The organism is Magnetospirillum sulfuroxidans (genome assembly GCF_018224925.1).
Lineage (GTDB): Bacteria > Pseudomonadota > Alphaproteobacteria > Rhodospirillales > Magnetospirillaceae > Magnetospirillum > Magnetospirillum sulfuroxidans.
Genome location: NZ_JAGTUF010000002.1, coordinates 47028 through 70546 on the forward strand (window position 1 = coordinate 47028; position 23519 = coordinate 70546).

The 23519-nt window shown below is 61.1% G+C and carries 17 protein-coding genes and 1 pseudogene; 8 read left to right on the plus strand and 10 right to left on the minus strand.

What is annotated here, in order from left to right; genetic code table 11:
• The first annotated feature begins 4 nt into the window (after positions 1–4).
• The 3 genes and pseudogenes from KEC16_RS04195 to nifH all read left to right on the plus strand — a co-directional run.
• A complete protein-coding gene (locus tag KEC16_RS04195) occupies positions 5–571 on the plus strand; it encodes a hypothetical protein (protein WP_211546421.1) in 567 nt (188 codons plus the stop codon).
• Between the two features lie 166 nt (positions 572–737).
• Entirely contained in the window at positions 738–908 is a 171-nt protein-coding gene (locus KEC16_RS04200; protein ID WP_211546422.1) for a hypothetical protein, read from the plus strand.
• 326 nt (positions 909–1234) lie between these two features.
• A pseudogene (nifH, locus tag KEC16_RS04205) lies at positions 1235–1372 on the plus strand (nitrogenase reductase); the annotation flags it as partial.
• A 70-nt stretch (positions 1373–1442) separates the two neighbouring features.
• Here the strand turns inward: nifH and KEC16_RS04210 are convergent.
• From KEC16_RS04210 to KEC16_RS04230, 5 genes are all read right to left on the minus strand, one after another.
• Entirely contained in the window at positions 1443–5195 is a 3753-nt protein-coding gene (locus KEC16_RS04210; protein ID WP_211546423.1) for a cadherin-like domain-containing protein, read from the minus strand.
• 28 nt (positions 5196–5223) lie between these two features.
• On the minus strand, positions 5224–6576 hold the full coding sequence (locus KEC16_RS04215; protein WP_211546424.1) for an HlyD family type I secretion periplasmic adaptor subunit: 1353 nt from the start codon (positions 6574–6576) through the stop codon (positions 5224–5226).
• Entirely contained in the window at positions 6576–8573 is a 1998-nt protein-coding gene (locus KEC16_RS04220; RefSeq protein ID WP_211546425.1) for a peptidase domain-containing ABC transporter, read from the minus strand. The genes KEC16_RS04215 and KEC16_RS04220 overlap by 1 nt, the downstream gene beginning before the upstream one ends.
• Positions 8574–8580: 7 nt before the next feature.
• Positions 8581–10035 carry a TolC family protein gene (locus tag KEC16_RS04225; RefSeq protein WP_428846048.1) on the minus strand — a complete coding sequence of 485 codons (1455 nt, stop codon included), beginning with the start codon at positions 10033–10035 and terminating at the stop codon, positions 8581–8583.
• Positions 10036–10221: 186 nt separating this feature from the next.
• Positions 10222–12723 carry an EAL domain-containing protein gene (locus KEC16_RS04230; protein WP_211546426.1) on the minus strand — a complete coding sequence of 834 codons (2502 nt, stop codon included), beginning with the start codon at positions 12721–12723 and terminating at the stop codon, positions 10222–10224.
• Between the two features lie 182 nt (positions 12724–12905).
• Here KEC16_RS04230 and KEC16_RS04235 point away from each other — a divergent pair, with 182 nt between their 5' ends.
• Positions 12906–13694 (plus strand): Hpt domain-containing protein, encoded by a 789-nt coding sequence (locus KEC16_RS04235; protein ID WP_211546427.1) that lies wholly within the window; start codon positions 12906–12908, stop codon positions 13692–13694.
• A gap of 230 nt (positions 13695–13924) precedes the next feature.
• Positions 13925–14554, plus strand: a complete 630-nt coding sequence (locus tag KEC16_RS04240; protein WP_211546428.1) for a hypothetical protein — start codon at positions 13925–13927, stop codon at positions 14552–14554.
• A 17-nt stretch (positions 14555–14571) separates the two neighbouring features.
• On the opposite strand, the gene KEC16_RS04245 is transcribed toward KEC16_RS04240, so the two are convergent.
• The 4 genes from KEC16_RS04245 to KEC16_RS04260 are packed head-to-tail and all read right to left on the minus strand — an operon-like array spanning position 14572 to position 18495.
• Positions 14572–15363: an ABC transporter permease subunit gene (locus KEC16_RS04245; RefSeq protein WP_211546429.1), complete on the minus strand. Its 792-nt coding sequence runs from the start codon at positions 15361–15363 to the stop codon at positions 14572–14574.
• Positions 15363–16271 (minus strand): ABC transporter permease subunit, encoded by a 909-nt coding sequence (locus KEC16_RS04250; RefSeq protein WP_211546430.1) that lies wholly within the window; start codon positions 16269–16271, stop codon positions 15363–15365. Before KEC16_RS04250 ends, KEC16_RS04245 begins: the two co-directional genes overlap by 1 nt.
• A complete protein-coding gene (locus KEC16_RS04255; RefSeq protein ID WP_346344024.1) occupies positions 16268–17380 on the minus strand; it encodes an ABC transporter ATP-binding protein in 1113 nt (370 codons plus the stop codon). The genes KEC16_RS04250 and KEC16_RS04255 overlap by 4 nt, the downstream gene beginning before the upstream one ends.
• An 11-nt stretch (positions 17381–17391) precedes the next feature.
• On the minus strand, positions 17392–18495 hold the full coding sequence (locus KEC16_RS04260; protein ID WP_211546431.1) for a polyamine ABC transporter substrate-binding protein: 1104 nt from the start codon (positions 18493–18495) through the stop codon (positions 17392–17394).
• A gap of 257 nt (positions 18496–18752) precedes the next feature.
• On the opposite strand from KEC16_RS04260, the gene KEC16_RS04265 reads away from it, so the two are divergent.
• Entirely contained in the window at positions 18753–19352 is a 600-nt protein-coding gene (locus KEC16_RS04265; RefSeq protein WP_211546432.1) for a hypothetical protein, read from the plus strand.
• Here the strand turns inward: KEC16_RS04265 and KEC16_RS04270 are convergent, their stop codons facing one another.
• Complete coding sequence (locus KEC16_RS04270) at positions 19353–19535, minus strand: hypothetical protein (protein WP_211546433.1); 183 nt, start codon at positions 19533–19535, stop codon at positions 19353–19355.
• 129 nt (positions 19536–19664) lie between these two features.
• On the opposite strand from KEC16_RS04270, the gene KEC16_RS04275 reads away from it, so the two are divergent.
• Both KEC16_RS04275 and KEC16_RS04280 read left to right on the plus strand, forming a co-directional pair.
• Complete coding sequence (locus KEC16_RS04275) at positions 19665–21599, plus strand: amylo-alpha-1,6-glucosidase (RefSeq protein ID WP_211546434.1); 1935 nt, start codon at positions 19665–19667, stop codon at positions 21597–21599.
• Positions 21600–21830: 231 nt separating this feature from the next.
• Positions 21831–23249 carry a methyl-accepting chemotaxis protein gene (locus tag KEC16_RS04280; protein WP_211546435.1) on the plus strand — a complete coding sequence of 473 codons (1419 nt, stop codon included), beginning with the start codon at positions 21831–21833 and terminating at the stop codon, positions 23247–23249.
• Positions 23250–23519 lie beyond the last annotated feature (270 nt).

Here is a 23519-nt window from a genome sequence, read left to right on the forward strand (position 1 = left end):
ACCCATGTCCCGCCCCCGCCTTACCGCTTTGTCTTTTTGCATGCTGGTGGCTTTGGGCAACAGCGCCATGGCTTCCGGCGGCGGCGAAGAAGGCGGCGGCAAAGTGCCCGCCATCGAACTCAGCAAGGGCGTGAAGGACATGGTGCTGCATCCGGCCAGCGGCATTTCCGACCCTGTGCCCGCAATCCGCCTGAACGTCACCCAGTTCAGCTATCCGGGCGTACCCGAGCGCGCCTCGTGCCGGACGGTGATCCGGGTGGAAAACGGCAGTCCGGCGACCATCGCCTTTTATACCCTGATCCGCACCTTCGACGGCGAAAAGCAGCCCTTGGGCACCTGGATGACTCCCTCGGGCAAGTTGGCGCCCGGAGAGTCCAGCGAACGGCTGTATTCGTGCAAAATCGCCCGTTACATGGTTTTGGATCGCGGCAGCGCCGGCGGCTGGCCCAACACCTGTCATATCGACGGAATCGATCGCACCCCCTGCCCGATCGAGCTGACCTTCGACGTCAATATCGACTTCCTGCCGGACTCGGCCCCCGCCCCCGGCAAGGCCGACGCCAAGCACTGACCTCCATCATTTGGTCTATGGCGGCGAATTTCATACCAAAGTGTCGTAGGTACGACCCGAAGGAGTAGGAGCATGGTTCCTCCGACGCGTATACCTCCGCGTCATGGCTTACGGTTTTTGCGTGTGCTCTTATGTGCGTGTCGCAACGCCAAGCAGGAGCCCCCTCATGAGCACTCACAACGACATCGTCCAACTCGCCCAAATGCTGGAAACCGAGTGGAAAGGCGGCACCATCGACCGCAAGCATGTCCGTGATCTGGCCGAGCGGCTGCTGCCCCATCACCCCGAATTGCGCAATACCTTGTCCAGCGTGCACAACCGCATGAGCAAGATCTAACTTCATCGCCACCAGCAACATCGCCATTGGCCCGCCCGGCAATGGCTTCTATAATCCGCTCCGGCGCTCGTCCGCCCGAAAGAGACGCCCCGGCCGACCATCGGTACGAAGAAACCACCCTACGCCGTCAGATTGAGGCCGCCAGGGATGCTTACCGGCATCTTATCGCCCAACCATCGCCGCCCACCAGCGCCACCCCTGACGAGATATTTGAGCAAGAACACCTGCAAGGGGCCTGCTCAGTAGCCTCGAACGTCGCTTGGATGCCCTGCAACGGCTGCTCAGCACTCTTCAACGGGCTGCCGAAAAAAAGACCCAGGTGCTGCAATGGCAAGGGCACCATCCCCGCCCCGATCACCATGGAATAACGGGAAGACATGCTGATCGAGTTCGGCATCCTGAAGACCGACGAACAGGCCCTGGCCGAACTGGCCGCCAAGGCCCCCAACCTGTCCGCCGGCTGATCATCGCCAGCATGTGCACCGGTTAGCCTTTGATTTGAGGCATGAACCGTGAAAAGCCGGCCTTTTCGGCCTAAACCGCCAAATGGAAGCTGGTGTTGTCCAAGGCGCTGGTATCAACGCCGCTCAAGGTGCCGATCAGGTGGGAATTGCTGGAGCTTGCCGCCTCCATGGCGGTGGTGCTCCACAATTCCACGTTGCCGCCGCTATCGATGGCGACAAGGCCGGCGCCGGTATTGCCGCCACCGTAATCCACCGCGCTCGCCGACATGGTGGTGCTGCCTTCACCATATTGGCTGGCCGACAAAGTGCCCGCATCGCCAAAGCCGAACGCGGCATTGGACAGCAGCAAAGTGTCAGGACCGGCCGTGTAATCGAAGATGGTGGTGTTGCTGTTATCGGCCAGCACGAAAGTATCGCTGCCGCCGCCGCCGGTCAGGCTGTCATTGCCGAGCGAGGCGATCAGGGTGTCGTTCCCCGCCCCGCCGACAAAAGTGTCTGTCCCGGCCGTGCCGCTGATGACGAAATCCAGGTCTGCGGCGGCAATGGCATTGGTGCTGGCGATGACATAACCGCCATCGGCCCCGATATCCGATGTCGTATCCCCCACATAGATATACAGCGCATTATCGATACCGCCGGCATAAAAGCCATCCCCGATAACCCCGCCGCTACGGGCAGAGCCGCCGGTCAGCGACGATTGTCCCAGATTATAACCGCCCACCGCCTCGAAACCGGAAACATCGACATGCGCGCCGCTCAACCCGATGCTGATATGGTCGACGCCAGTGGCGAAATCGGTGATGCTGTCGCGGCTTGCCGCCGCCTCACTGGATTGCGCCGGGCTTTCATAGACGAACAGGTTAGCGCCGCCGCCGCCGGTCAAAATATCAGCGCCGCCACCACCGATGATGATGTCGTTACCGATGCCTGCGTTAACAACGTCAGCGCCGACACCGCCGATAAACGTGGTGTCGTGATCGTTGCCGGTCATCGTCACCGCATCCATGGTTCCCGATTGCAGCACCACGTGTTCGATGTTGGTGAAGACCTTGGAACTGACATCCAGAATGCCCGCCTGGGTCTGGGTGAACACCACCGTATCCATATCGCTGCCGCTGGCGTCGCCGTCCACCACCGTGCCGATTCCGGCGGCGGAGACTTCGTCGAAAAGGATGGTGTCGTCGCCAGCGCCCGAGGCCACCGTTTCGATCCCGGTCAGCGTCACCCCGCCCAGATTGAAGACGGAATCGGAATCGGCCAACGCGACCACGTCGCTGGCCGCCCCACCGATGATGGAAACCAATTGCTGCGGATCGGCGCCGCCGCCCAGAATAACCGTGGCGCCGCTGGCCGTATCGATCTTGATCGTCTCGATACCGGCAACCGTTCCGGCGGCCAGATCGACCGTACCGCTGCTGGTGATGCGGATGGTGTCGATATCGCCGGGGCCAGTGCCAGTGTCGGAGATGACGTCGCCGGCGGCAAAGGTTCCCGCCGGCACACGATAGGTATTGCTGCCCTCGCCGCCATCCAAGGTGTCGCTGCCCCCGGTGGTGAACATGGCGGTCATCAAAACGTTGGCGGTCCCCGCCACACTGCCGCCATTGCCATCGCTGATGACGTAGGAAATCACCACCGGACCGTTGTAATCAAGCTCAGGACTAAGGCTGTAATTGCCGCCGCCAAGATCATTGACGGTGCCATGATCGGCGGTGACCAACGACACCGACAAAATGTTCCCATCCACATCGGCGGCAAGCGCCAAAAGGGATGCTTCGCTGAAAGCGTAATCGGCGTTCTCGGCCCCCGATGCCAACGTTACCGCACTGGTGGTCGGGGCGTCGTTGACGGCGTTGACGTCGGTGGCCAGCTCGGTGGCGCTGGCGGCAATGGCGGTACTCCCGCCGCGGGAACTGGTGTCGATATTGACAGGGCTGCCGGTGCTGGACGACCACGCCCCCGAATAGCTGGAATCGATGCCACGGACAGAAAGCGACGGCGCCGAACCGTTGAAATCGGCGGCGGCATTGAAACGCAGCAAGGTCGAAGCCGACAGCGCCAGGGCGGACGTACCATCGTTGACGCCTCCAACATCAACCCAGGTGGTGCCGCCATCGGTGGAATATTGCCAAGCCCCATCGGGCGAAACCGTATTGTTGCCGATGACTGCCACCCCGGTTACGGCGCTGTCTTCAGCGTCGCTGAAGCCGGTATTGAACAAGGCATAGACGGTATCACCGCCAGACGGCACGTCTTCGTACGGTGACGACATGCCGACATAACTGGACAGGATCGGGGCATCGTTGACGGCGGCAATGGTGAAGCTGGCCGAGGTCGGCACGGCGTTGCCGGTGCCGTCGTCGATGGAATAGCTGAACGTCACCGCGCCGTTGACATCGGGATCGGGGGTATAGGTGAAGGTGTCGTTACCGTTATCGACGATCGAGCCGGAACTGGCGCTGATCCCGCTAATGGTCAGGGTGTCGCCATCGGCATCGCTGGCTCCGCCCAGCAATTGCGCCGTGGTCAGGATGATCTGTGTATCCTCGCTGCCGCTCGGCAGGATCACCGATCCCAGCACCGGCGCATCGGGGGTGTTGGCGAAATCCATGCTCGCCGTGACGATGGTGGTATCGGTGCCGTCGCTCACCCCATAGCTGACGATCATCGTCCCCTGGAAGTCCGCATCCGGCATCAGGGTATAGGTGCCGTCGCCATTATCGACAACCGTGCCGTGGTCGGCACTGACCGCGGTGATGGTCAGGGTGTCGCCATCGGCATCGCTGACCGCGCCAAGCAAGGTGGCGGCGGAAAATGTGGTCGATGTGTCCTCGGTTCCGGCTGGCAATGTCAGAGTGCCGCCGACCGGGGGAGCATTGCCCGGAGGCTGAGGAATCGGGACCGGAGGAGTCGGAACCGGAGGAGCAGGAGGTGTCGGAACCGGCGGCACAGGAGTTGGCGGTTCCGGGACTGGCGGTTCCGGGACCGGAGGAACCGGCACCGGCGGCGGCGGCAAGGGAACGGGATCGGGGATCGAAACCGGCTCTGGGCCATTGCCGTTACCGTCACCGCCGGAGCCGGTTCCTCCTGGGGCGCTGTTCTGGGTTCCGCCATTACCGTCACCACCGGGGCTCGCCGGCGCCGACGGCAAAGACGGAGCCGAAGCCGGCGGCGCGACCGGACTGGGGGCCACCGCGCTCAGACTGGCCCCCGCATTGGTGCTGACCGAAAACGAAGACCCCGCGGTGGCGCCAAGAACACCGGAACCGGCATCGCTGATCACCAGCGGCGCGTCGTCGCTGCCCGGCCGGGTCAGCGAGATTTCGCCGACGAAACTGGAACCGGGATCGGCCTGCAACGCCACCGAGGTCGAGCCGTCGCTGGCCACTTGGCCGGACACGGTGGTGCCGCGCACACCGATATTCATTGCCGGGGTGGCGATGCGGGCGGCGCCGGGGTGGGATTTGGCGATATCGCCGCTGACATAGGAAAAGGCCCCCTGGGCCACCAGGATGTTTTCGGAACCGGTCTTGCTGGCCGGATCAAAGACGAAATCATCCAGCCCGATCAGGCCGCGATCCTTGAGGACAAAGGTGGAGCGGTCGGCGAAGACCAGGGAAATCGACGACGATGACGCCGTTTCGACCTCGTCGCCCTTGAGCAACGGCGCGTCGGCGGTCGCCGCGATTTTTTCACCGCCACGGATGATCCAAGCTTCACCTTGGACAGCCGCGACCTTGCCGATGACCGGGGCGGTCTTACCGTCGGCGACCAAGGTTACCGGCACCTTTGGCGCGGCGACCGGAGCGGTCAAAATGGGCATGGCATTCACCTTTCTTGGGAATGACTGATCAGGGTAGTCTGAACGAATTGAGCGAAAAAATCACTTCATTGCGCAAAAGAGGGTCGAAAATCATCCGCAGAACGGATTTGCGACCAATGACAATCGAGGCGGTGCCGGCCATGCCCGAACGCACGGCATGGGCAGCGCCCTTGCCGTCATGCAGCACCGCTTGTTCCGACTGGATCACCACTTTGTAATAAGTGCTGGTGGCGTTGCCGTGAGCTTCCTCGATGGAATCGGCGCCGACGGCCATCACCCGACCGGCCAATTGGCCATAGCGGAACGGGTCATAGGCCGACAACCGGATCGAAGCGCGCAAACCGCCGCGCAAATGGCCGATATCTTCCGGCGGCACGCGGGCTTCGACCACCAAAGCGTCATCCAGCGGCACGATGTCCATCAAGGTATCGCCGGGCTTGGCCACTTGGCCGACGCTGGTGATGGCGGCCATCTTGACGATCCCGCGCACCGGAGAGCGGACGTCAGAGCGGGATTCGCGGTCAGTGGCCACCTCCATGGTGGCTTTCAAGGATGAAATTTCCGCCTCGACCTTGCTGATGTCTTCCAGCACCTCGGTCCGCCAGCCCTTTTCAAACTCGGACAGCTTGGCCTCGGCCTCGGACAATTGCGCTTGCAGGCGGGAAATGGTGTCGCGCGCCGTGGACACTTCGGTGTCCAGCATCAATTGCTCGCGCTCCAGCTTGACGATTTCCTGATTGCCGACCACGCCGACATCATAGGCCTTGCGCTTGATGCGCATTTCCTCGGTGCCCTTGGATTGGGCGCGGGCCAGACCGGTATGTCGGGTTTCGGTCTCCGTCACTTCGCGGCGGCGACGTTCCATCTCGCGCTGGATCACCGTCACCTGTTGACCGCGATGGGACAGCCGTTCGGTGTGAATGGTCATTTCGCGCCGCTTGATGTCGTCATCGATGGCGATGCCGGTTGGCCAGGCAATATCCTTGGTTCCGGCCAGATCGGCTTTCAACCGTGCGGCACGGGCTTGAAACGCCGCCCAGCGGGCGCGTTTGTCGGCCAGATCCTGCGCGCCTTGCGAATTGATCAGCCGCACCAGCACCTCGCCTTCGCTGACGAAGCTGCCTTCACGCACCAGCACGTCCTGAATGGTGCCGCCCTCGAAATGCTGGACATGGCGGATTTGTCCCGACGGCTCGACACGGGCCGGAGCGGTAACCACCTCGTCCAGTTCCAACACCGCCGCCGCCCCGATCATGCCGACAAAGGCGATCACGCACCACAACAGCAACCACGAGGCCGAAGGCGGCGTCAGTGTCGGCGCAATGCCATGGATCGGACTGCGAAAGGCATCAAGGGCTGAGCCGGCGCGACGTTTTTCCATCAGCTCCCCGCCCCCTTGGGTTGTGGCGCCGGCGCGTCACGCTGGCTCAGGCGGACGATCTTGCCCCGCTCCATGCTCGCCACCCGCAAGGACAAAGCGGCAACCGCCGCCCGGTGCGAGATCACCACCAGACTGCGATGAGCGATAGCCTTATGAATGCCGGCGATGGCCCGGCGCTCCGTCGCTTCATCCAAGCCGGCGGTGGGTTCGTCCAAGATGGTGACCGGGGCGACCTGCAACAAGGTGCGGGCCAGGGCCACCAATTGACGCTGACCGCCCGACAGATTGCGGCCGCCCTCCATCACCTCGAAATCCAGCCCCATGCCCACCGGCATGATCCCCCCCGCCCCCAGACCATTGAGCATGGCGATCATCTCGTCATCTGAGGCGCGGCCGCCAAGCGACAGATTGGTGCGCAAGGTGCCGGAATAAAGCGGCGGATTTTGCGGACACACCGCCAGATGACGGCGCAGGTCGGCGGGATCAATCAGGCTGATATCGACCCCGTCCAACAAGACCCGACCGGTTTCCGGGCGGATGATCCCGGTCAGCACCTTTTCCAAGGTGGTCTTGCCCGATCCCGATGGCCCGACCACCGCCAGACGGTGACCGGCGCCGATGGTCAAATCGACCCCATCCAATACCGGATGGGCGGCGGCTGGATAGCGTGCGACCACCCCTTCGACCATCACATGACCTTGGGCGATGGGCCGATGAATCAACGCGGTTCCCTGCGGCCGCTCGGTTGGCCGACCGGTAACCGTGCGCAAGGCCTCAAGCGAGGCCAGCGCCGCCAAAGTCTGCGGCACCACCGCGATCAACTGCATGGTCGCCCCGGTAAAACGGGTGGCCAGCATGGTGGCGGCCAGAATGACGCCGGCACTCATATGACCTTCCACCGCGCGCCAGCCGCCCAGGCCAATGGCCGCCAACATGGCCAGATTTTGCGCCAGCATGGACAGGTTGCCCCGCGCCGCCGACAAACTGCGAATGGCGCGGGCGGCGGCGGCATACAACACCGTGCCCTGACGAAACCGGCCTTGCAGATAGGCCTGAGCCCCGACCCGGCGCACACTTTCCGGGTCAAAGAACGATTCCTGCGCCGCTTGGGCGCGGAAGCTGGCGGCGTGCGACAATTCCCGATGCAACAGCTTTTGACGGTGAATGGCAATGAAGGTGGACAGGCTGACCGCCACGTTCAGTCCCAGCACGACCACGGCGATCAGCGGATCGCACAAGAACAGACCGAACAAGAACAAGGCCATGAACGGCAGATCGGCCAGCAACGACACCGCGGCGGCGCCAAAGCCGTCGCGGATGGCGTCGAAATCCTGCAACATGCGCATCAGATGCCCCGACGGTGCGGCGGCGCCGTCAAAACGGGTTTCCAATATCCGGCGGTGCATGTCCATGGCCAACCGCACATTGCCTTCGTGCAAGGCGTCTTCGACGAACAAGGCGCGCAGGCGACGAAACACCTGCTCGAACAAGGCGGCGACCAGGAACAAAATGGCCATGGCCGCCAGCGAATCCAACAAACCGTGCGGCAACACCCGGTCATAGACCTGGGCCGAAAACAACGGCGCCGCCAAAGCCAGAATATTGGCGAGACCGCCGGCTAATCCGGCCCGCATCACCATGGGCTTCCACGACGCCAGCAATGCCGGCCACGACGTCGGCGTCGTCGCGATGGATTTATCCAATTGCGGCCGGATGAACAGCACGGTGGCGGCCTCGCCCTGAACCGGCGGCGCGGTCAGATGACTGGCCACCGGCTCCAGCACGACGCAGGGAAACAGATCGGCGGACAATTTGGCCGGGTTCGTTCGCATTTCCACATGGCCGGCGAAGCCATGGCGCGATAAGGCGACAATCCACGGCTGCGCCGCCGCGTCGGCGACGGCCATGCCATAGCTGTCCCTGAGGGCCGAAGCGGCGACGGCATGCCCCATCCCGCGCAGGCAGGCGGAAATCGCCTTGGCCTGCGCTTCAATCATCCCCGGATCAGTAGGTAAGGGCGGCGGTGACACGCGGGATCGCCTCCGGCAAGGGCTGCGGGTCGATTCCCATGGCGGCATTCAACCGCGCCTTGGCCGCTTGCAAATCCGAGTACAAAATGAAACGGCGCAACGTCGACAGCATGGCGGCGGCCTCGGCCTTGATTTCTTCCATGGCGCTGCCGCTGCCGGCCGACCGCGATTTGCCGGCCAGCGAGGTAATGCGGCGGTCAATCGTGGCCATCTGCTCGGTCAGGCGGTATTCCTTCATGGCATGGCGATACTGAATGTCGGCGACGCGCACCTGAGTGACCACCGCCATGCCCAAGGCCAGACGGCGGGCCCGGGTAATCTCGGCGATGTTCTGGGCTTGGCCGATCCGCTTGGGCGCACTGATGAAATCCACCAGATTCCACGCCACCTGAACCCCGGCATCGGCCCAGGCGTTGTACTTGAGATAGGAATTGGCGTCGTAATGGCCGCCGATAAACGGGCCAATGCCAGGCAACGACTTCAACAGCTCGGTATAGATTTCTTGGACATCAATGTGAAACTGCGCTTCCTCGCCCCGCAATTCCGGCCGGTTATCCAAAGCCACCTGTTGCAACGCCTCGATGTCGGAAGCCGGCGGCTCGACCATTAAGGTGGTGCCCTCCTTCAACTCGGCCAATTGAAAGGCGGCGATGGATCGCACCCCCATCAGCCCGGCCAAATCGGCCCGAGCGGTGGCGGTCTGGCGCTGCATCTCGGCAATCTGACGCATGGTGTCGACGATGGCGCGTTGATGCCCCAGCATCTGCATGGGGTCGCCGACCTTGCTGCGCTCGGCGTCTTCCGCGTCCTTGACCGACCGGATCAGCCGCAATTCCAGCGCGTTGTATTTCTTTTCCGCATATTCATTGACCACCGCCTTCCAATAGGCGGCTTGGACATCTTGAATCAGCAGATGCAGGGCACGGCGGCGCTTTTCCATCACCAAGGTGACGCGGGCTTCGTCCTGCTCGGCCCGCAGCATGGCGATGCCGAAATCCATCAGATTCCAGGTTGCCGTCAGATCACTGGTGCGGCTGGTGGCTTCGTCGCTGGTGGAATAATTACCGCTGGTGCCGGTGGACAAGTCCTTGGATGTGGTCGCCTTACCCGGTCCCCGCCGGCTCAGCCCCCCCTTGGCGGCCATTTGCGGCAGCATGGCGAAGATGGACAGATCCGCCTTGCCTTGGGCCAGCACCTCTTCCAGCAATTTAACCCGAGAATCGAGATTATGGGATACCGCCAAGGCGATGGCGTCATCAACGCCGAGCGGTTGGGCCAAAATATCTTGCGGCAAACTTTCCGCATGGCGGTCAAGCTCTTGGCGAATTTCACCAAGCTTCTCTGGCTCCAGGGCGCAGGCCGTCAACGACGACATCACCGCCGCCGCCACCATCACCGATCCAAGGCTGCTTCTCCGGCCCAAGCTCACCTCCTTCTGACGTGAGCCTTTATCTTTAAATTCAAAGTATTTAAGAAGAAGTTTAAAGCTAAGTCAAAAGTCATCGTATCAATACAACCAATGATGGGATGGCGATTTTCTTAGTACAGGCAATAGAAGCGTTATCAGACGATAACAATTACCTGAAAACCGTTTCGGCCAATGCCGTCCCGCCGGCTAAAGCAGGTTGCGATCGAACAGACTGACCAGATCGTCGGCGGAAACCGGGCGACTGACCAAGAAACCCTGGATCTCGTCGCAACCGCGCGCGCGCAGGAAATCCGCCTGTTCCTGGGTTTCCACCCCTTCCGCCACCGCCCGAAGCTTCAGGTTATGGGCCAGATTGATGATGGTGGAAACGATGGCGGCGCCGTCCCCATCCTCGGTGATGTCGTTGACGAACGAACGATCAATCTTCAACGCGTCGATGGGCATCCGCTTCAAGTAAGACAGCGACGAATAGCCGGTGCCGAAATCATCGATGGAGATGTGAATCCCCATGGAACGCAATTCTTGCAGCACATGCGCATTTTCATCGACGCGCTGCATCAGCACCGATTCGGTGATTTCCAATTCCAGGAATTGTGGCGGCAAGCCCGATTCGGTCAGTGCCTGCTTGACCAGCTCGGCGACATCGCCTTCGCGGAATTGCAGCGTCGAAACGTTGACGGCCATGCGCACGCGGGGCAAACCCAATTCATGCCACGACTGACATTGCCTGCAGGCGGCCCTGAGAACCCAGGCGCCGATTTCGGAAATCAACCCCATGTTTTCCGCCAACGGGATGAACTCGGCCGGCGAAATCAGCCCCATTTCCGGGTGCCGCCAGCGCACCAGCGCCTCAACCCCTGACATGCGGCCCGAATTCAAGTCGATCTTTCCTTGATAGACCAAGGTGAATTCATGCCGCGACAGGGCATGACGCAGCGACGATTCCATGGCCAGACGCTCGAACGAGCGGGCGTTCATCGCCGGGGTATAAAGCTGATAGGAATTGCGCCCCAGATCCTTGGCCCGGTACATGGCCGTGTCGGCGTTCTTGATCAGGGTTTCGTCGGTCAAGCCATCTTCCGGATAGACGGCGATGCCGACCGAGGTGGTGACGTACAATTCGTGTTCGTCCACCTTAAGCGGCTGCTTGACGTAGCTGATGACCCGATCCGCCAGCTTGGCGGCATCTTCGACGTGTTCGATTTCCGGCAGCAAAACAACGAATTCATCGCCGCCCAACCGGGCGACGGTGTCGCCTTCGCGCACGCAACGTTCCAGGCGCTGCGCCACTTCGCACAGCACCTGATCGCCGATGCCATGCCCCAGCGAATCGTTGATGCGTTTGAACAGGTCCAGATCAAGAAACATGATGGCCAATTGCACGCCGTGGCGATGGGCGTGGGCGATGGCCACTTGCAGACGGTCGGTGAACAGCCTTCGATTGGGCAGGCCGGTCAGCACGTCGAAATAAGCCAAATTCTTGATGCGCTCTTCGGTTTTCTTGCGTTCGCTGATATCGGAAAACACCGCCGCATATTGGGTGATGACGCCATCTTCGTCACGGATGACGTTAATGGTCAGCCATTCCGGATAGACTTCACCGGTCTTGCGACGGTTCCAGATCTCCCCCTGCCAGATGCCCTGAAGATGCAGGGATTGCCACATGCGGTCATAAAACGTCGCGTCATGCAGACCCGATTGCAGCAGCGACGGCCTTTGGCCGATGACCTCGTCGAACTGAAAACCGGTCAATTGAGTGAAGGCGGGATTGACGAATTCGATCAATCCCTTGGGATTGCAGATCATGATGCCGTCCAGCGACGCCTCGATGACCTTGCGGGCCAAATGCAGGTCTTTGCGTGACTTCAGCAACGCTTCGTCGCGTTCGCGCAGGGCTTCATCCAGACGCTGGACATATTCGTATTGCAGCGAGGCCAAGATGTCGGAGAACGACAACACCCCCTTCAATTCGCCGCTTTCGGAAGCCACCGCCAGATGACGGATATGGCGTTCCTCCAAGATATTGCGCGCCGACAGCAAGCTGTCGGTCTCGCACACGCTGATCAGCGGCCGGCTGGCGATGTCGCCGACACAAACCGGCACGTCGCCGCCACCGGCAATAATGCGGATCAAATCGCGTTCGGTGATGATCCCCGGCGCTTCGCCGTGATCGCCGATCACGACGGCGGCATCGGCCCGACCGGCATTGATCTGCGCCACCGCCTCGGCCAGCGAGGCCTGGGGGGGGATGCTGACCATCGGCCGATTGATGGCCGAACCGACATTGCGCAGCACCAGATAATGTTCGACGCCATGGCGCAAGATCACGTCGCTTTGACTGACAACGCCGGTGGGATGGCCGGAATCGTCGATAACAACGAAATGCCGCACCCCTTCCATCTGGAAGCGCAGACCGGCATCGCCCAAACTGGTTTTACCGTGAATTGTTTTGATCGGGGCGCTCATCACCGTGACGATGGAGCGATTCAAACTGGCGGGATCGGCGAAATCAACGTTCAGCGCGTCGCGCTCGGTCCAAATCCCGATAGGCAGGCCGTCTTCGGTGACGACAATCGAGGAACAACGGGCCTGTGACATGGCCCGCGCCGCCTCAAGGATCGTCGTCGCCGGCGGACAGCTTAAAATTTCTCGTTTGGCGATACGCTCGATGGTGTTTTCCGAACCCAAAACCTCATCCCCACAAATCACACCTGTGCAGATAGCATCACCGCGTTTTCAATGGCTTGCAATATGCACTTTTGGTACCCCTCTACTATCTGGCATCCGGACCGTGCTGGGGATGGCCCGATGCCTTCGCCTGGGGTAAGCTGACGCGGGTTCGAAAACGCTTCTTGCCGCAAAGCTGCATCATGACCGAAAACGCCAACGTCCATCACAGCTACCACGATCTCTCCGATGACTTGCGGCGGGAGTTTCTCGACGAAGCGGCGGAAACCGTGCAGGCCCTGGACGTTCTCCTCGACAGCGGCCGCCATGCCCACACCCCCGAGGCCGAGGTGGTGGCGGAATTCCGCCGCACCGCCTTGCGCCTGCGCGGCCAGGCCAGCAATTTCGGCCTGCGCGCCCTCTCCACCGTCTCTCGACGTCTGGACGATTACCTCGCCCAAGCGCCCAAGGTGCTGCCGCCTCGGGCCTGGGATGATCTGCAAATCTATATCGACCGCATGCAAGGACTGGTCGATAACCCGGAAACGGCGGAAAAGGAAACCTCGTCCCTGGTGCGGGCATTGCCGCGCAAACTGGGCTTTGATCTGGCCGACATCGCCATCCGCGAAGTCGAGGTCATGCTGGTCATGCCGCCGGGCGCCCAGACCCGCTATGTCGAACGCGAACTACAGCAATGCGGCTATCGCACCTTGGTGGTGCCCGACACCATCGACGCCTTTTCCCTCGCGGTACAAAGCAAGCCCGATCTGGTCATCATCTCGGCCCTGATGCCGCATCTGGACGGCATTGATCTGGCCATCGCCCTGGTATCCATGCCCAGTACCCGCAATATCCCCATTGCCGTCATCACCTCGCTCGACAGCCACGATGAATCGCTGGCGCTGCTGCCGCGCAAGGTGCCGGTGCTGCACAAGGGGCCCAGCTTCGGCGACGACCTGTTCAAGGCGCTGGACGATCTGTTCCTGATCTAAAGGCATCGAAACCGGTTGAAAAACACGTAATCAGAAGCTACCCTTGCCTGCATTTGGTGCGTCCACTTTGGGGGAGAGCCATGTCTCGGCACCATCCACCGCCCACCAAATTCGGCCCAGCCAAGGGTTTGTTGCAGCCGAAACCGCAGCTCTCCCGAACGCCCACCCCAGGGTCACACGCGCCGCCACCGACCAAATTCGCCCCAACAGCCGCCAGCGCTCAGCCGAAGATGGACACCACCTCCCGTTGGCCGCCGCCGCCGCCGACACAATTCGGCTCCGCCGCAATTTCCGCGCCGCCTATCACGTCCCACTCGGCACCGGCGGTCCGCACGGGGACGGTGCAACGCATGGAGCGCCCCTCAACCCCGCTTCCCGGAGATGAAGACCAGGAAAGGCTCAGCGCCCTTGGCTACTCATATCCAAGCGACGAGAACAACAACACATTTTTCTACTATGCCATTGGAAAACCAAAGGGAAAAGAATCTATGAACTGCTGGCAGGCATTGCTTTACTTCTTGATAGAGAAGGGGTACTTGCTGAAAGCAGCCGCCAAAGCAATAAATTCCACAAACGCATATGAAGAGCCAGAAAAATTCATGTCTCTCCTCACGGACATGAAGAAACATACCGATGGAAGCAATATAGATCCTGGCCGCGTTCTGTGTTTTTTCTCACCTTGCGAAGGACTAATTCACGTCGGACTTTCGCAAGGAAACGGAAAGATGTGGTCGCATTTGAGCGAAAGCATGAATGGTATCCAGGACATCGATCAATACATGGCATCCTGTGAAGACAGCGAAATGACTAAAAATGTCAAGGTTGCATCATATCGGATCAAGCCGGAATTCAAGACCTGACAAAGCCAAACCGTCTATCAGCGCTTGCGCGTGCTCAGCCGCCACGCCACACCGATAATGACGGCGACGGCGACGACGATGATGGTGCCCAGCGCGTTGACCTGCGGGCTGACGCCCAGGCGCACCGACGAAAACACCTCGATCGGCAAGGTGGTCGAGCCGGGGCCCGAGACGAATTGCGCCACCACCACATCATCCAAGGACAGGGTAAAGGCCAACAGCCACGCCGCCGCCAAGGACGGCGCGATCACCGGGATGGTGATCAGGAAGAAGACCTTGATCGGCCGCGCCCCCAGATCCATGGCCGCCTCTTCCAGGCTTTCGTCCATCTGCGCCAACCGCGAGCGAATCACCACGGTGGCATAGGCCATGCCCACCGTGGTGTGGGCAATGGCGATGGTGGTGAAGCCACGACCATCGGGCCAGCCGATCAGGTCCTGCAAAGCCACGAACAATAGCAGCATGGCCAGCCCCAAGATGATTTCCGGCATCACCAGGGGGGCGGTGATCAGACCGTTGAACAACAGCCGGCCGCGAAAGCGGCCATAGCGCACCAGCACCAGCGCCGCCAGCGTCCCCAGAATCAAAGCGCCGGTGGCGCTGGTGGCGGCAATCTTCAACGACAGCCATCCGGCATCCAGATAGGCCTGGTTTTGCAGCAATTCGCCATACCATTTGGTGGAAAAGCCGCCCCAGACGCTGACTTCGCGGGAAGCGTTGAAGGAATAGACCATCAGCAGCGCGATGGGCGCGTAAAGAAAGGCATAGCCGAACAACAGCGCCGTCGTCAGGGCGGAAGACCGGCGCATCAGCGGCGCTCCTCTTCTTCCAGGCGGGTTTGCAACCGCTGGAACAAAGCGATGGGAATGACCAGGGCGACCAGCATGGCCACCGCCAGCGCCGAGGCCGACGGCCAGTCGCGGGTCTGGGCGAACACGTCCCACAACGCCTTGCCCAACATCTGGGTGTCGCCGCCGCCCAACAGGTTGGGGATGACGTATTCCCCCACCGCCGGCACAAACACCAGCAACGAGCCGGCGACGATGCCGGGCAGCGACAGCGGCAGCGTCACCGCCAAGAAGGCGCGAATGGGCCGTGCTCCCAAATCGGCGGCGGCTTCCAGCAGCGACGGATCAAGCTTTTCCAAGGTGGCGTAAAGCGGCAACACCATGAACGGCAGATAGGAATAAACAATGCCCACATACACCGCCCAATCGGTGTTGAGGATGACCAACGGCTCGTCGATCAGCCCTAACCCCATCAACGCATGGTTAAGAACGCCTTCATCCCGCAAAATGCTCATCCACGAATAAACGCGGATCAGGAACGACGTCCAGAACGGCACGATGACCAGCAACAGCAACGGCCCGCGCGACCGTTCCGGCGCCCGGGCGATGCCCAGCGCCATGGGATAGCCGATCAACAGGCACAAAAGGGTGGAAATGCCGGCGATGGTCAGCGATTGAATATAGGCCTGGACATAAAGATCATCCTCGAACAGCAGCGCATAATTATTGAAGCTGGCCCGCACCATGGCCACGCCGCTTTGCGCCCAATCGATTAGCGGCTCATAGGGCGGAATGCCCAGCCGCATCTCCGAAAAGCTGATTTTGGCGACGATCAACAGCGGCGTCAGAAAGAACACCACCAGCCAGATATAGGGCACCGCCAGCACCAGCCGGCGGCCCCATTCACGACGACCGCCCGCCACTCTCATGGCAGAACCACGGCGTTGCCGGGATGCCAGGACAGGTGGACACGGTCTTCCCAAGTCACCGCCGGTTCGGCCGAATGGCGCAAATTGGCGTTGGTCACCATGATCATGACGCCCGAATCCAGGCGAACATGATAGATCGACACGTCGCCCAGATAGGCGATTTCCTTGATCATCCCCGACACCGAATTGGCGGCGCCGGCCGGGGCCTCGCGCCCCATCAGGATTTTTTCCGGCCGCACCATCACCGCTGCCGCGCTGCCCGGCGCCAAGGCGCCAGCCACCGTCAAGGGCGCTTCGATGCCGGCGGCGCGGAAGGTCACCAAACCATTGGCGGCGCTTTCCACCGTTCCGGCGAAGAAATTGGCGGTGCCGATGAAATCGGCGACCATGCGGCTGGTGGGGTATTCATAAATCTCGTGCGGGCGGCCCACTTGCAAAATGCGGCCGGCATCCATCACCGCGATGCGGGTGGACATGGTCATCGCCTCTTCCTGGTCGTGGGTGACCATGACGAAGGTGATGCCGACTTTTTCTTGGATATTGACCAGTTCGAACTGGGTTTTTTCCCGCAGCTTCTTGTCCAGCGCCGATAACGGCTCGTCCAGCAGAACCACCTTGGGGCGCTTGACCAGGCAACGGGCCAGGGCGACGCGCTGGCGCTGGCCGCCCGACATCTGGTGCGGCTTGCGTTTGGCGAAATCGCCCATCTGCACCAGATCCAAGGCCTCGGCCACCCTTTTGGGGATCTCCGCCTTGGCCACACCATCTTGTTTCAAGCCGAACGCCACGTTGTCGGCGACATTCATGTGTGGAAACAAGGCATAAGACTGAAACATCATGTTCACCGGCCGCTCATAGGGCGGCGCCGACGTCATGTCGGCCCCGGCGATCAGCACCTTGCCGGCGGTGGGGGTTTCGAATCCGGCCATCATGCGCAGCAGCGTGGTCTTGCCGCAGCCAGACGGGCCCAGGAGGGAGAAGAACTCCCCCTCCTGGATATCCAGATCAATCCCGGCGACGGCGACGGCGTCGCCGAACCGTTTTTCCACCCCTCGGATTTGAATGGCCGGGGGACGGGCTTCACGTTCCGGACGAACCGCAAGACTCACCGGGATCGTCCTTATTTCTTGGCGGCGCGGAACTTCGCCCAAGCGCGCGAACGGGCCCGGTCATAGTCCTTGCCGGCCGGCAACGGTGGGGTGATCATCTTGGCGCGCACGCTATCGGGCGGGAAGATCACCGGGTCAGCGGCCATTTCCGGCTCCACCTTGGCAAGCGAGGCGGGAACGGCGTTGGCATAACCGGTTTCGTTGGTGATCTCGGCGACGATGTCGGGGCGCAAGATGAAGTTGATGAAGGCATGCGCCGCATCGGGATGCGGGGCATCGGCCGGAATGGCCATCATGTCGATATTGACCAAGGCGCCTTCCTTGGGGATGACGATCTGGATGTTCTGCTTCTTTTTGGCCGCGGCGGCGCGGGTGCGCGACTGCACCAAATCGCCGACATAGCCCAAAGTCAGACAGATATCGCCGTTGGCCAGATCGGCGCGGTACTTTTCCGAATGGATGTACCGGAAGCTGGAGCGCACGGCCATCAGCCCATCCATGGCCGCCTTCAGGTTTTCCTCGGTCTGGACATTGGGGTCCTTGCCCTGGAACATCTGAATGGCCGGCACCGCCTCGGACGGCGTGTCGAGCAAGGCGATTCCGCACGACTTCAGCTTGGACACCACCGCCGGGTCAAACAGCATGGCCCAGGAATCGGTGGGCGCATCCGGCAGCAATTTCTTGACGGCATCGACGTTAAACCCGAACCCGGTCGCCGCCATCATATACGGCACGCCATGCGCATTGCCCGGATCGGACACGGTCAGGCTTTTCATCACCGCCTTGTCCAGACCGGCGGCATTGGGGATCTTGGCCAAATCCAGTTTCTGGAACACACCGGCCTTGATCTGTTGAGCAAAGAACGGCGAGGCCGACGGAAACACCACATCATAACCGGACTTGCCGGTCATCAGCTTGTTGTCCAACACCTCGTTGTCGCCATAAGTGTCGTATTTGACCTTGATGCCGGTTTCCTTGGTGAATTTCTCCAAGGTGTCCTTGGCGATGTAGTCAGACCAGTTGTAGACGTTCAAAACCTTGTCTTCGGCCTGGGCGGAAACAGCCGCCAAACCAACCACCGCGAAAGCGGCGAAGCGAGACAGACGAGCGAACATGGGCATCCCCCGTACGGATGTGGAATGGCGGATATTCAGATCACAAAGCCGGCGAGTCAACAGCGCTTGCCGCATTGCGATGAAATCTTCGCCAAGTGGCGCAACACTGCCACTTGTTGCGACATCGCAACAAGGCCAACTGCGAAAGCAGTCAAACCATGCGTCCGGCAACAGGTATTGCATTGCAATCCCCGATGACCCACAGTGGCGGCCAGCAAGCGCACATCTCGATTTTTCATTCTGGCCCGGCGGATTTCATGAGTTTTTCCACCGTTCTCATCATTTCCTTGGCAGCCGGAGTGGTTTTGATCATCGGCGGCGGCCTGATGATGTACATGGCCAATCTGGTCAAATCGGCCTATGAAATCAAAGTCCAGATCAATTCCGAAGTGGAAGATCGCCTGAACAAGATGGGCGACGAACTGGACAAGAAATCCAAATGGATCAAGCGCGACCTGTTGGAAGAGATCGAAAAGATCAAGGCCAACATGCACACCGAAGCCCAAAGCAAGGTCAGTGAGCTGACCCATCCCTTCACCGCGCGCCTGGACGCCCTGGATGCGGCGCTGAAGGCGGAACGGGCCGAATGGGTCAAGGCGGTGGATTCCGACCGCGCCGCCATTACCAATATCGACAACCGGGTGAAAAACCTGACCAAGACGGCGAAGAAAAGCGAAAGCAAGGATGCCGCCGTCCCGACCCTGGACGATGTCGCCATCGGCGGCGACGAACCATCGACAGCGGAAGCGCCGAAAGCGCCGCCGCCACCGTCGCCCTCCGGTCCGGCCAAGCCGACCTCGCCGCCGCAAGGATCGGGCACCGCGACCTGGCTGCCCGAACTGGGGAATGGCCGCTGATTATTCCGATTTCGGAATATTTTTTTCGTCCGCCGACGGCTTCTTCGCCGGGCGATTCTTGTCATCGTTGGAAAAGCGAAAGCGCCCGGCCAGCACGCAGCCCTTCATTCCGGGATCACAGGGACGACCGGCGACGCGGGTGCAGGTTTCGTTGACTTCGTGAACACAGCCCCAGCCGCTCATGCGTCAGCCTTTCCCGCCTCGTGCGTGGATGGTGGCGCAGTTTAGCAAATCTCCGATACGGATTCCCAGCTTGCCGTAAGCCGGAACAGGCCACACCATGGGCACAGGTCAACCGACGAGACTGGGTTCATGATCCCGACGCGCATCATCCACCCCATCAGCGAACCGGCCCAGGCGCCGCGTGAATGGCTGATTGCCAACGGCCTGGGCGGCTATGCCTGCGGCCCGTTGGCGGGTCCCCCCATCCGCCGCTATCACGGATGGCTGGTGGCGGCATTGCCGCCGCCCTGGGGCCGGACCATGCTGGTCAACCGCATGATCGAAACCATCCATCTGACCGATGATCGCCAGTTCACCCTGGGGGCCGGCACCGATGCTGACGCCTTGCTGACCGAATTCCGACTTGAATGGGGCTTGCCGGTATGGCGGTTTCAGTGGGCTGAATGCGTGATCGAGCGCCGTTTGGTGATGGAATACGGCCACAACGTCACCCATGCGCGTTGGCAGGTTCTGGCCGGACCCTGCCGCGGCCTGACCCTTCAGCCGTGGATCCAGGCCCGCCCGCACGGCCTTGCGGTGGATGCCGCCCCGGCCTGGGGCGAAGCCGTGGCCTGGGGGCCGTGCCTGACCGCCAACATTCCCGATTTGCCGCCGCTCCGCTTTGTTCTTGCGGCCGAAGACGTCAGCGCCGCCGCCGAGCCGCTGACCACTACCATGTTCTACGCCAACGAGGCCGAGGGTGGCGACCCGGCGCAAGGCCCCTTGTGGTCGCCCGGTCATCTGCTGTGCCGGCTGGATGGCGACCATCCGGCGGCACTGACCTTGGGCTGCGAAATACCCGCCGCCGGGGATGCCTTCGCCGCCGAGATCCTGCGGCGCCGCGCCTTGCTGGACCGCGCCCATCCGTCCTGCCGCGATGGCGTGGCGGCAGAGCTGGTGCTGGCCGCCGATTCCTTTGTCGTCCAGCCGCGCCACCGCACCAGCGCCCCCCAAGCGCGCACGATCATGGCCGGCTATCACTGGTTCGCCGATTGGGGCCGCGACACCATGATCGCGCTGGAAGGCCTGACCCTGGTGACCGGCCGCATCGACGAAGCCAAGGCCATCTTGCACGGCTTCGCCGGCCATGTGCGCCATGGGCTGATCCCCAATATGTTTCCGGATGGGCACGAAGACGGCTTGTACAATACCGCCGATGCCAGCTTGTGGTTTTTTCATGCCGTCGATCGCGTCGTCGCCGCCAGTGGCGACCTGAACTTCCTGCGCAGCCTGATGCCGGTTTTGACCGACATCTTGGACCATCATCGCGCCGGCACCCGCTTTGGCATCGCCATGGACCCCGCCGACGGTCTGTTGCGCCAAGGCCAAGCCGGGCTGCAACTGACCTGGATGGACGCCAAGGTGCAAGATTGGGTAGTCACCCCCCGTCGCGGCAAGGCGGTGGAAATCAATGCGCTGTGGCACAATGCGGTCGCCTGTATGGGCGATTGGCAGCGGCTTTTGGGGCAGGACGCCACAGAAACAGACAACCTGGCCGGCCGTATCCGGGCGGCGTTCAACCACCGTTTCTGGTCGGAAGAACGGGGGTATCTTTACGACGTCGTCGATGGCGAGGACGGCGATGACCCGACCTTGCGGCCCAATCAATTACTGGCCATCTCGTTGCCGCATCCGGTGCTGGCCCCCGCCGCCTGGCCGATAATGCTGGCCACGGTGCGCCGCGCCCTGTTGACGCCGGTGGGGCTGCGCTCGCTCGCCCCCGACCACCCGGCCTATCGACCGCATTTTACCGGTGACCGCTGGGCACGTGACGGCGCCTATCATCAAGGCACGGTGTGGGCATGGCTGATCGGGCCATTTGCCCAAGCCTGGCTGAAAGCGCATCCCAACGACACGGAAACCGTCGCCGCCGATCTGGCTGGCTTTGTCCCTCACCTCAGTCAATTCGGCTTAGGCACCATCGCCGAAGTCTTCGATGGCGCCCCACCGCACACTCCGCGCGGTTGCATTTCCCAGGCATGGAGTGTCGCCGAATGGCTGAGAACCTGGACCCTTTTGCCGTGACCATAGGTATTAGAAAAGATACCTTTAGAAGCAATCCAAGTGCGTATCTCCCATATTTATTTCACGCCGACTGAAATTGGCACAGGGAAAGTAAGCTCATACTTCCATGCCAGCCTCGCTAATCCTGTGTGACGATTGACCCGGCGTCCGCCGTTTGTTTAACTAGCTCCAAGCCATAAGGGACAAAAAGTCCTCGGGGTTAAAATAAGAACGCCTCAAGGGAGGGCATGGATGACAGTGCATGTGGGCGAGGTCCGTCCGGATTCCGATAAAGCGGATCAATTCGCCTCGGAAGTCCTGGAAAAAATCGAAAATCTGAGCCTGGAGGTCGCCGATATCGCCGGCACCATCGACGGCTTGGCTAAATTCGTCAAACACCAGGAAGAACTGTTCGGCCATCTCAAGGGCATCGCCCATACCATGGCCGAAGCGATCCGCCGTATCGACACCGCCGGCCGCGAGACCCGTGACGTCACCAGCCAAGCGGGCCAGCAATCCAGCGAATCGCTTGGCACCATCGGCGCCGCCCTGGGCGACATCAACCGCCTGGTCGGATCGGTCCAGGGCATCGAGGAGCGACTCGAGGAACTGGAAGGCGCGCTGGGCGAAGTCTCAACCATGTCGCGCGACATTCAAAAAATCGCCCGCCAGACCAATCTGTTGGCGCTCAACGCCACCATTGAGGCCGCCCGCGCCGGCGAGGCCGGCAAGGGTTTCGCCGTTGTCGCCACCGAGGTCAAGACCCTGGCCCGGCAAACCGCCGACGTCACCGCCGGCATCGACGACACCGTCGGCAAATTATCGGGTTCGGTCACCGATCTGATTTCCTCTTCCACCGACACCTTGCGAATGGCCGATTCGGTCAATTCCGGCGTCGGCGTCATCAATCAGGCCGTATCGGTTTTCGGCCAAGCCATCGACACGGTGGAATCCCGCGTCAGCGACATTTCCGCCGCGGCCACCACCTCGCTCACTCAATGTTCGGACGTCATCACCGAGATCGACAAGTTCTTCGAAGGCATCTCGATGACCAGCGAAAGCCTGCGCCGTGCCGATGAGCGCATCACCTCGCTGCTCTCCCATTCCGAAGACCTGATCGGCTATATCGCCGATTCCGGTTTTCGCACCGGCGACACCCCGTTCATCTTGCTGGTGCAAGAAATCGCCGGCAAAGTCTCGACTTTGTTCACCCAGGCGGTGGAGGGCGGCCAAATCACCTTGGAGGCCCTGTTTGACGAGGCCTATCAAGAAATCGCCGGCAGCAATCCAGCCCAGCACATGACCAAATTCGTGGCGCTGACCGACAAGGCCTTACCGGCCGTGCAGGAACCGATCCTGGATTTCGACACGCGGGTCGCCTTTTGCGTCGCCGTCGATCGCAACGGCTTTTTGCCCACCCATAACAACAAATTTTCCCACGCCCCCAGCGCGGATCCGGTGTGGAACAACGCCAATTGCCGCAACCGCCGCATCTTCAACGACCGCACCGGCCTGCGCGCCGGCCGCAATACCGAACCCTTCTTGTTGCAAACCTATCGCCGCGACATGGGCGGCGGCAAATACGTGATGATGAAGGATGTTTCGGCCCCGGTGACCGTGCGCGGACGCCATTGGGGCGGGGTTCGCATCGGCTATCGCATCACCACCTGACCATATCAGCATGATTTCATCAAAAAGGCGCACCGTGAAAGCGGTGCGCCTTTTTCATGTTAAAATAACGTTTCGTCACACTATGAATACAAATGGAAACATCGGAAACATTTCGAAATTTTCTATACTTTTGATCAGTAACAGTGCAACGCACATGCATTGACGCACACACATTCAGATTGCTCTACTCCGCCCTATAAATGACGGGAACAATCCCGCACTCAGACGTCCTTATCGCCACGAGCAAAATTATAATTTCCATTCATGGCG